The 9204-nt window shown below is 63.3% G+C and carries 8 protein-coding genes and 1 pseudogene; 7 read left to right on the forward strand and 2 right to left on the reverse strand.

The features are described from left to right. Window positions 1-405 precede the first annotated feature (405 nt). The 3 genes from MBENS4_RS25600 to MBENS4_RS22470 all read left to right on the forward strand — a co-directional run bounded on the left by MBENS4_RS25600 (window position 406) and on the right by MBENS4_RS22470 (window position 3452). Window positions 406-741, forward strand: coding sequence for a hypothetical protein (locus MBENS4_RS25600; RefSeq protein ID WP_144401057.1), 336 nt, complete (start codon window positions 406-408; stop codon window positions 739-741). 236 nt (window positions 742-977) lie between these two features. Continuing rightward, complete coding sequence (gene ybaL / locus MBENS4_RS22465) at window positions 978-2621, forward strand: YbaL family putative K(+) efflux transporter (RefSeq protein ID WP_039396193.1); 1644 nt, start codon at window positions 978-980, stop codon at window positions 2619-2621. A 66-nt stretch (window positions 2622-2687) separates the two neighbouring features. Further along, window positions 2688-3452: an IS6 family transposase gene (locus MBENS4_RS22470; RefSeq protein WP_039396196.1), complete on the forward strand. Its 765-nt coding sequence runs from the start codon at window positions 2688-2690 to the stop codon at window positions 3450-3452. A gap of 57 nt (window positions 3453-3509) precedes the next feature. On the opposite strand, the pseudogene MBENS4_RS25045 reads toward MBENS4_RS22470, so the two are convergent. Together MBENS4_RS25045 and MBENS4_RS22475 are read right to left on the reverse strand one after the other, a co-directional pair. Beyond that, window positions 3510-3611, reverse strand: a pseudogene (locus MBENS4_RS25045) (transposase); the annotation flags it as partial. Window positions 3612-3626: 15 nt separating this feature from the next. After that, window positions 3627-4253 carry a TetR/AcrR family transcriptional regulator gene (locus tag MBENS4_RS22475; RefSeq protein WP_052322709.1) on the reverse strand — a complete coding sequence of 209 codons (627 nt, stop codon included), beginning with the start codon at window positions 4251-4253 and terminating at the stop codon, window positions 3627-3629. A gap of 128 nt (window positions 4254-4381) precedes the next feature. Here MBENS4_RS22475 and MBENS4_RS22480 point away from each other — a divergent pair, with 128 nt between their 5' ends. From MBENS4_RS22480 to MBENS4_RS22495, 4 genes are read left to right on the forward strand one after another with little or no spacing between them, the layout of a single operon-like run. Further along, window positions 4382-5893, forward strand: coding sequence for a TolC family protein (locus tag MBENS4_RS22480; RefSeq protein ID WP_039396199.1), 1512 nt, complete (start codon window positions 4382-4384; stop codon window positions 5891-5893). Continuing rightward, on the forward strand, window positions 5890-6894 hold the full coding sequence (locus MBENS4_RS22485) for an HlyD family secretion protein (RefSeq protein WP_039396201.1): 1005 nt from the start codon (window positions 5890-5892) through the stop codon (window positions 6892-6894). Before MBENS4_RS22480 ends, MBENS4_RS22485 begins: the two co-directional genes overlap by 4 nt. Then, window positions 6891-8030, forward strand: a complete 1140-nt coding sequence (locus MBENS4_RS22490) for an ABC transporter permease (protein WP_039396205.1) — start codon at window positions 6891-6893, stop codon at window positions 8028-8030. The genes MBENS4_RS22485 and MBENS4_RS22490 overlap by 4 nt, the downstream gene beginning before the upstream one ends. Beyond that, the gene (locus MBENS4_RS22495) at window positions 8027-9133 is read left to right on the forward strand and encodes an ABC transporter permease (RefSeq protein ID WP_039396208.1); all 1107 of its coding nucleotides are present in this window, start codon (window positions 8027-8029) and stop codon (window positions 9131-9133) included. Before MBENS4_RS22490 ends, MBENS4_RS22495 begins: the two co-directional genes overlap by 4 nt. Window positions 9134-9204: the final 71 nt, after the last annotated feature.

Below are 9204 nucleotides of genomic sequence, written 5' to 3' on the forward strand. Positions count from 1 at the left end.
GTTAGCGCATTGCTCCGCCCATGGTCCAGCCTTTCAAGAAGCGTCCATGGAAGCTGCGAATATGCGCAGAACTGAACTCATCCGTAGAGCTTCGTATCAGCGTTTCGCATCGGGCTTGCTGTGATCTTTTCTCTTTGGCCGCCGTTCTCCCGAACGATAACCTAGGATTGCAGCCAGATGATGATGCATTGCCTTACCTCTTTACAATCCGACGCGCGAAACTGCGTGGAATAGCGGGCAATATGTGGCTTCGCCACCGAGCCTACAGCACTACACGCGTTTACAGCAATGCCGCATCCTGATAGATTTTCTCGGCTTCAACAACACTGGGGATTGTTACGACGCGTGCGAACGACAAGCGCTTTAAGGGATCCTAACGGCTTTGCATTCCGGTCGGCAACCTGGGTGTTGCTGCTGGTGATTTTCGTCTTCGCGCTGATCCCGGCAGGTTCTGCCCAATCCAAATCTTTCGGTTCGGCATTCGATCCTTCGACAAGCGTCGTTTCACTCAAGCAGACGCCCAAGCAGCTTGGCGAACGGAGAACTGTCGTCGAACCAGACAACCCGCCTGACAGTACGGTTTGGGTTGGCGTCCCCAGCGTCCCCAGCATCGTAAGCTTCCAGCAGAGCGACCGTACCGACGATCGCGGCTCGCGCTGGTCAATTCCGCCGCTTGCAAGAAATCTTGCGACGGGAATGCCGACCTTCTCTCATCACGTGCGGGCCCCCCCAGCCAACTGACTTCTTCGACTGTGTCCGGACTCCGGAATACGCCTCGGATGTGTTCGAGGCGTCAGGAGTTGTGTGTGGAAGTGGGATGATGAACGGCAAAAGAAAACCCCCACCATGCTGGTTCAAGCCGGCCGTCCTTGTCGGCATGGCTGCGACCATAGGTCTTTTTGTGGCAGCGGTTGCCTTAACCGAATGATTTGGAAACCGGACGTCGCTCATCGCGACAGACCGATCATGGAGAACGAATGGTGCATCACTCACCGCTGATCGCAACAATCGTGGCAGGTCTCGTTGTGGCCTTCCTCATGGGCGCTCTCGCGCACCGTCTCAAGGTGTCACCGATCGCGGGTTATCTTCTCGCTGGCGTACTTGTCGGTCCGTTTACGCCGGGCTTCGTGGCCGATGTGGGGCTTGCCAACCAGCTGGCTGAGATCGGCGTTATCCTGCTGATGTTTGGAGTCGGCCTGCACTTCTCACTGCGTGACCTGCTCTCGGTGAAGAAGATCGCCGTGCCTGGCGCCATAGTACAGATCCTCGTCGCCACCCTGTTGGGTATGGGACTGGCTCATGCGCTTGGCTGGTCCATGGTCGCCGGTCTTGTCTTTGGCCTTGCCCTATCTGTGGCCAGTACGGTCGTGCTGTTGCGCGCTCTGGAAATTCGCAGTCTGGTCCAGACCGAACGTGGACGCGTCGCCGTTGGCTGGCTGATCGTCGAAGATCTCGTCATGGTGCTGGCACTGGTTATGCTTCCTGTGCTTGCTGGCATCGCCAATGGAGACGGGCAAGGCGGTGCGAGCACCATTCTGCTCCCATTGGCGATCACGTTTCTGAAAGTCGCCGGCTTCATCGGGCTGATGCTGCTGGTCGGGCGACGGATCATTCCAGCAACGCTTCACTGGGCCGCGCATACCGGATCGCGCGAACTGTTCCGGTTGGCCGTTCTGTCCATCGCCTTGGGTGTTGCGTTCGGCGCTGCCTATATCTTTGACGTTTCCTTTGCGCTTGGCGCCTTTTTCGCCGGCATGATTCTGGGAGAATCGCAGCTATCGCGAAGGGCGACCGAAGAAACCCTGCCCTTGCGGGATGCATTCGCAGTGCTCTTCTTCGTATCGGTCGGCATGCTGTTCGACCCATCCGTGGTGATCGATCGACCACTTCCCCTGCTGGCGACAGTTGCCATCATCGTGCTGGGAAAGTCCTTGGCCGCATTCGTGATCGTTCTCTCGTTCGGCCACAGCAATACCAAGGCGCTTACCATCGCGGCCAGTCTGGCGCAGATTGGCGAATTTTCCTTCATTCTGGCGGCACTCGGCACCCAACTCGGCGTCTTGCCGCTTGACGCACGCGATCTGATTCTTGCGGGCGCGATCGTCTCGATATTCCTCAATCCCTTTATTTTCTCTGCCGTTGCCGCGCGGCCGGGAGATACCGGAAAGATCGAACCCTTGCCGCAGCCCCAACCCGCCAAGGGGCTCATCATCCTCGTCGGCTATGGGCGGGTCGGATGTCTGATCGCCGGAGAACTGAAGAAGGCCGGCAGATCGCTTGCCGTCATCGAAGAGCGGCCAGACCCTGTCCGGCAGGCAAAGGCAGAGGGCATCGAATGTCTGAGCGGTAACGCTCTGGACCCCCTGATATTGCGGGCGGCGGGAATTGACGACGCCAGTCACCTCTTACTCGCGATTCCCGAGGGGTTCGAAGCCGGTGCGATATGCGAGCATGCACGCAAGCTGAACCCGGATACGCATGTGATTGCGCGAGCCCATTCCGACGCCGAGGTCGAGCATCTGCAGCGGCTTGGTGTTCCGGACATCGTTATGGGTGAGCGAGAGATCGCGGCGCGCATGCTTTCGCTTACCGCTCGTTCCAGTCGCCAAGGAAAGGATTAACGGCTCTGTTGCAAACTCTGATGCGGTTGCCAATGTTGGGCCCTTGGATTGGTCAGGTCGGTTGTGATGAACGATTTCAAAGGGCGGCATTTTACCGCAGAGGTCATCCTATGGGCGGTGCGCTGGTATTGTCGATACGGCATCAGCTACCGTGATCTCGAGGAGATGCTGTCCGAGCGTGGGATCGATGTCGACCATACGACGATCTATCGCTGGGTGCAGAACTACGCGTCGGAAATGGAGAAGCGGCTGCGGTGGTTCTGGCGGCGCGGCTTTGATCCGAGCTGGCGTCTGGATGAGACCTACGTAAAGGTGCGGGGCAAATGGACCTACCTGTATCGGGCGGTCGATAAACGGGGCGACACGATTGATTTCTACCTGTCATCGACGCGCAGTGCCAAAGCGGCGAAGCGCTTTCTGGGCAAAGCTCTTCGTGGCCTGAAGGACTGGGAAAAGCCGGCCAAACTCAACACCGACAAGGCACCCAGCTACAGCGCCGCAATCGCTGAGCTGAAACGCGAAGGCAAACTGGCGGCTGAAACCGAGCACCGGCAGGTGAAATATCTGAACAACGTGCTCGAGGCCGACCACGGCAAGCTCAAGATGCTGATCAAGCCAGTACGTGGCTTCAAGTCGATGCCAACAGCCTACGCCACGATCAAGGGCTTCGAGGTCATGCGCGCCCTACGCAAAGGGCAGGCCCGGGCATGGTGCCTGCAGCCAGGGATCAGGGGAGAGGTGCGTCTGATCGAAAGATCATTTGGCATTGGCCCCTCGGCCATAACCGAGGCCATGGATATGCTCAATCAGCATTTCAACAAAGCTGCCTGATCCCAATAAACGCGCGGTGCCGCGCGGCGGTCCCCCATGTTTGCAACAGAGCCCCTGTTCGAGCGTCCGCAGCCGACGGGCATCGGAGACCTCCAGCCCGCCGAACTTCGACTTCCATTTGTAAAACGTGGCCGACCTGATCCCGTGACGGCGGCACACCCGACCTCGACGCGGTCAGCTCTCGATTGGTTGTTCCGCGCTGCCACCTGAATGTCGCCAGTGCATCAGGTAATCGGTGGCGCGCTCGCGGGAGAAAGTCTCGGGCAGGTCCAGCGCCGCCAAGGTTCCCGGTCCGATCAGCGACGCGCTCAGCGCCGCCATCACGATAATCGCTACGACTTTCGGCAGTGCTTCAGGCGTCAGGCCACCCTCCGGCGTTTGGCCAAGCTCGGCAGGCACTTTAGCGAGATGCTGGTACATCGTGTCCAGCCGGTCGCTGCCCTGTGCGGCGAGCCAGCCGATCAGCCGGCCGACACCGTCGCTTTCGAATCTGTCGAAAATTAGATCGACCAGATCGGCTTCGGTGATGGCACCGATGCGCAATTTGTTCGTCCCTTCGCGCACGGCCGCGATCATGTCCGCAATCAGCGCATCGGCAAGCGCAGTCTGAAGGTTCGCCGCCGATCCGAAGTGGTGGGTGATATTGCCGTGCGCCATGTTCAGCGCTCCGGCCACGCTTTGTAGGGTGACCGCATCCGGGCCGCCGGTAACGAGCAGCTGCCGCGCTGCTGCGATCGCTTCGGTCCGAACGGCATCCGGATGGCGGCGGCGCCTGGGCGTCGTCTCGAGTTCTATTGTCATTGATTACAATAGGCGGTAGGAAGAGCCCATTGTCAATGATGCCGATGGCGCTAGGTGATGTACGAGCAAAGCAAGTTTAACCGCCCCGCAGCTCGCGTGCGCCGCGCTGCGGATCGGTGGGGCCATTGATGATGCGTGCTGACCTGCAACATGCGATCGGCGCTGCAATGCTTCTGCTTGTCGTCTGGCCGCAAAGCGCCGGAGCACAAGAGGTGCCTGCCACGCAAGAGAATGCGCCAGCGGTAACCTTTGACGCCGCGCTGGCGCGGCTCGATGCGACGTCCCCTGGTCTCGCCGGAGAAGAGCACTCTGTCCGCGCGAGCGAGTTGCTCGCCGATGCGACCCGCACGCTGCGCAGGCCAACGGTGACCGCGTCTGCCAGCCTTATCGAATACCAGAAGACGCTGGGGGTCGACATCTCGGGCCCGCGAGACAATGCTGAGAATGCGACGAGCGATTTTCTGACTCAACTGCCCGGCCAGTTTCCGCCCGGGCTCCAGCAGATCGTCGGCGACGTGACGCAGCGCTTCGGTGCGGCGCTGCCTGCGATCTTCGGGCAGATTCCCGACACGTTCGAGTTCCAGACCCGCGACACGGTGTTCCGTCCAACAATCAGCGCAGCAATGCCGATCTATACCGGTGGGGCGATCGGCGCGGTTCAGGACGGCGCGGATGCCGCAGTCGGCGTCGCGCGCGCCAAGCAGGCGGGTGGGCGTGATCTGTCGCGGGTAGATCTTGTCAAAACCTACTTTGGGCAACAGGTGGCAGTGCAGTTGGCCCGCTCGACGCGCGAGACGTTGGAGAGCTTTGACCGCCACCTGTCCGATGCGATCAAGCTGGAAGAAAACGGCTTTATTCCGCATGCGCGGGTGCTGCAGGTGCAGGTCGCACGCGATGCGGCGCAGCGCGCCTATGAGCGTGCCCGGCTGGAGGAGGCAACCGCCACCGATGAGCTTGCCCGGCTGCTTGACCATCCTGGCGAGATTTCTGCGGCAACCCCGCTGTTCGTCCGGTCCATGCCGCTGCCGCCGGTCGAGACCTTTATCGCCAGCGTCGACTCCACGCCTCAGGTTCGCGGAGGCGATGCGGCCTATGAGATCGCCGATGCCGGTGTGGATCTGGCCAGGTCGCGCTACCTCCCGCAGGCCTTTGCTTTCGGCAGCTACAACGCCAATCGCGACAGTGCCCTGCCGGTCGACCCGGACTGGATCGCGGGCGTCACCTTGCGCTTTACCCTGATGTCCGGTTTCGACCGGCGCAGAACGCTCGATGCAGCGCTGGAGCGCGAACGTGCGGCGGCCGACGCTGCCGCCCAGACCCGCAGGGATGTGACCGGACAGATCGTTCGCGCCTGGAACATGGTCGAAACCGCAAGGCGATCCTTCCTGCTGCTCGACAGCAATCTCGCCGCCGCGCAAGAGAACCTACGCGTGCAGCAGCTCTCCTTTGCCGCCGGTGAAGCGCCGTCGTCCGCGCTGGTCGACGCCGAAGCTATCTTGGCGACCACCAAGACGCAGCGGATCGCCGCGGCCTACGAATACGATCTGGCGCTTGCAGGTCTGCTCGCCGCGAGCCATCGGGTCGACGAGTTCGGCACCTTTCTGGCGCAAGCCGACCGCCGCCTGGAGGACTACGAGTGAACGAAGAACCGGTCGCCCCGCCCTCGCGCCGCAAGCGCACTGTCGTCATCGCGGCGATCGTCATCGTGCTTGGCGTGGTGATCCTCGGGCTGTGGCTGGCGAGCCGACCGGCCCCGCAGCAGCTTCAGGGCATGGTCGATGCCGAAGAGGTGAATGTCGCGACCAAGGCGCTGGCACGCGTCGAAGACCTGATGGCCGAAGAGGGCCAGCGGGTGGAGGCGGGCGCGGTACTCGCCACGCTTTCGAGCCCGGAGATAACGGGCGCGCAGGCGCAGGCGCAGGGTGCGCTCGACGCCGCGCGCGCTATCGCCTCGGCGACCAACGAAGGCCCGCGCGAAGAGGATATCGCAACGCTCCGCTCGACCTGGCAGGCAGCGCAGGCGGCGGCTGATCTGGCGGCGGAGACGAGCCGCCGCACCCAGAACCTCTATGCCGAGGGCGTGGTCGCGGCGCAGCGCCGCGATGAGGCCGTGGCGGCGCGCGACAGCAGCGCGCGCACTGCCGAGGCGGCGCGCCTGCAATATCAGAAGGCGCTGGCCGGGGCACGGCGCCAGACCAGGGCCGCTGCCGATGCGCAGGTCCGTATCGCACAGGCAGGTGCCCAGACCGCCGAGGCGATGGAGAGTGAGACCCGGCTCGTTTCGCCGATTGCGGGCGAGGTCGCGCGCAAGCTCGTCCAGCCCGGTGAAGTCGTCAGCCCGGTCATCCCCGCCTATCAGGTGATCGATATCGACCATCCGTGGGTCTCGTTGAACCTGCGCGAGGACCAGTATCGCGGCCTCGCGATGGACACTGTTCTGCGCGGCCACATCCCCGCGCTTGATCGCGATGCGGACTTCCGGGTCTATTTCATCTCCCCGCGCGGCGACTTCGCGACATGGCGGGCAACCCGCGAGGCATCGGGCTACGATGTGCGCACGTTCGAGGTCCGGCTGCGACCGGCAGAGCGGATCGCCGAGCTTCGCCCCGGTATGAGTGTCCTGTTCGACTGGCCGCAATGAGCGCGTTCGGGCGGGCGCTGACGCGCGAGCTGCGTCACCTGCGGCATGATCGCTGGGATCTGGCGGGGCTGTTCGTGGTCCCCGCTATCCTGCTGGCGCTGATGGCCGGGATGCTGTGGCAAGGCACGATGCACAAGCTCCCGCTGGCCGTGGTCGACAGCGATGGCACCACTGCCAGCCGGACGATGATCCGTGCGCTGGATGCCTCGCCAATGATCCGGATCGAAGGCTCCTACCCGAGCGAAGTCGACGCCATGCGCGCGCTGCGCAGCGGTGAGGCCCTGGCGCTGGTGCACCTGCCGCCGGGACTCGGCGAGGGGCTGGCGCGGGATCGCGAGCCGGTGGTGCGTATCCTTTACAACGCCAGCTTCCTCTCAACAGGCCGCCAGATATCGAGCGCCGCCGAAAGCGCGATGCAGACGGCCGCGCTCGAGATCCTTGCCGGAGAGCTTCCGAACCACAGCCTGCCTTCCCCCCGCACCCACAGGCTGGTGATCGAGGCCACCGCGCTCGGCAATGCGCCGGGCAGCTATGAGTGGTTCCTCGGGCTGCTGATCTATCCATCGGTGCTGCATCTGGTCGCGGCCTGCGCCACCGCGATGGCGCTGGGGCGCGAACTGCGTGACCGATCGCTGGCCAGCTGGGCACAATCGACCGGCGGGGTCGCCTCGGCGCTGGCGGGCAAGATGCTGCCCTATGTCGTGGTCGTCAGCCTGTGGGGCGTGGCCTGGATGCTGTGGCTGACGCTGGCGCGCGGCTGGCGGTTCGAGGGCAGCATCGCGCTCATCGCCTTCGCGCAGGTGCTGCTCTACGCTGGCACAGCCGCGATTTCGGCGCTGCTGATCGCGATCACGCGCGATACGCCAGTCACATTGTCCGCCGGTATCGTCTACGCGGGTTCGGCGCTCGCCTATTCGGGGGCGACACTGCCGCTCAACGGGGGCAGCCTGTTCGCGCGTGTCTGGAGCAACCTGCTCCCGCTGCCGCATTACCTTGCGTTGGAGCTGGGGCAGGTGAGCGACCGGGCGATTACCATGACCGGTGCCATCGTCCCCGCCATCGCGCTCACCGCCTACCTCGTGATAGCCAGCGGTGGGGCGGTCGCGATCATCACTGTCGCGGCGCGCCGCTCATGAGCGTTGGCGAAGCCTTTCTGGCAACGTGGCGGGCGATCGTCAGATCGCGCGAACTGCTCGCGACGACCTTGCTCGCGGTGCTGCTCTATTCCTTCTATTATCCAGCACCCTACGCGCAGCAGACCTCGCTGGAACTACCCATCGTCGTCGTCGACCAGGACGACAGCGCATTGAGCCGCGCCATGGTGCGCGACCTCGAAGCAACGCGGGCGGTCCGGGTACAGGTCGTCGAAACCAGCATGCTGGCTGCCCGTGCAACCATGAACGCAGGCGAGGCGGACGGGGCGATCCTGATTGCGGACGGGTTGGAGCGGCAGCTGCGCACGGGCTCTCCCGGATCGGGTGTCGGCGTCTGGGTGAACGCGACCTACCTGGTGCGGGCGAGCGCGATCCGCGATGCTGTGACTGCCGTGATCCAGAATCTGGTCGTCACCCGCCTCGCACCCGCCAGCCAGGCGACACGCGCCGGCCCACCGATCGCGATCGTCAGCGAGCCGCTGTTCAACCTGACAGGCGGCTACAAGAACTATGTCTTCCCGGCCGTCGCTGTCGTCATCATCCAGCAGACGCTGCTGATCGGTGCCGCCAGCTTCATGGCGGGGCGACGCCGCGAGGGAACCTGGCGGATGGGCCTGAGCGAATATCTGGGCACGCTGGCCGCCTTCAGCTCGGCAGGCGCAGTGACCTGTCTGTTTCTGTTCGGAATGGCGTTCTGGGTGCAGGGAGTTCCGGTGGGCGGCAATATCGGCGGGGTGATAGCGATTACGCCGGTGTTCGTGGTCTGCGTGGCGGCTCTGGGCCTCGGGCTTGGCAGCTTCTTCGACCGGTTCGAGCGGGCGATGGCGATTATCGCGCCTGCGTCGGTGCCGTTTTTCTTCCTGACCGGCGCGGCGTGGCCGCTTGATCAGATGCCCCGCGTCGTCGCCGCGATTGCCTGGTTGATCCCGTCGACAGCCGGTTTGCACACCTTCGTTCCGCTCAACCAGATGGGGGCTTCGCTGTACGAGGTCAGAGGGGCCGCGGCGATCCTGCTGGCACTGGCTGCGACCTGCGTAGTTCTGGCGGGCAAACGGATCGTGTCACGCACTCTCAACTCCGGTTGATCCGGTCGGCGTTGGCCTGGCGACAGATTTTCGACCGTTGCTGAGAACGAGCTGCACGACCATTGTCAGCC

The organism is Novosphingobium sp. MBES04 (assembly GCF_000813185.1).
Taxonomy (GTDB): domain Bacteria; phylum Pseudomonadota; class Alphaproteobacteria; order Sphingomonadales; family Sphingomonadaceae; genus Novosphingobium; species Novosphingobium decolorationis.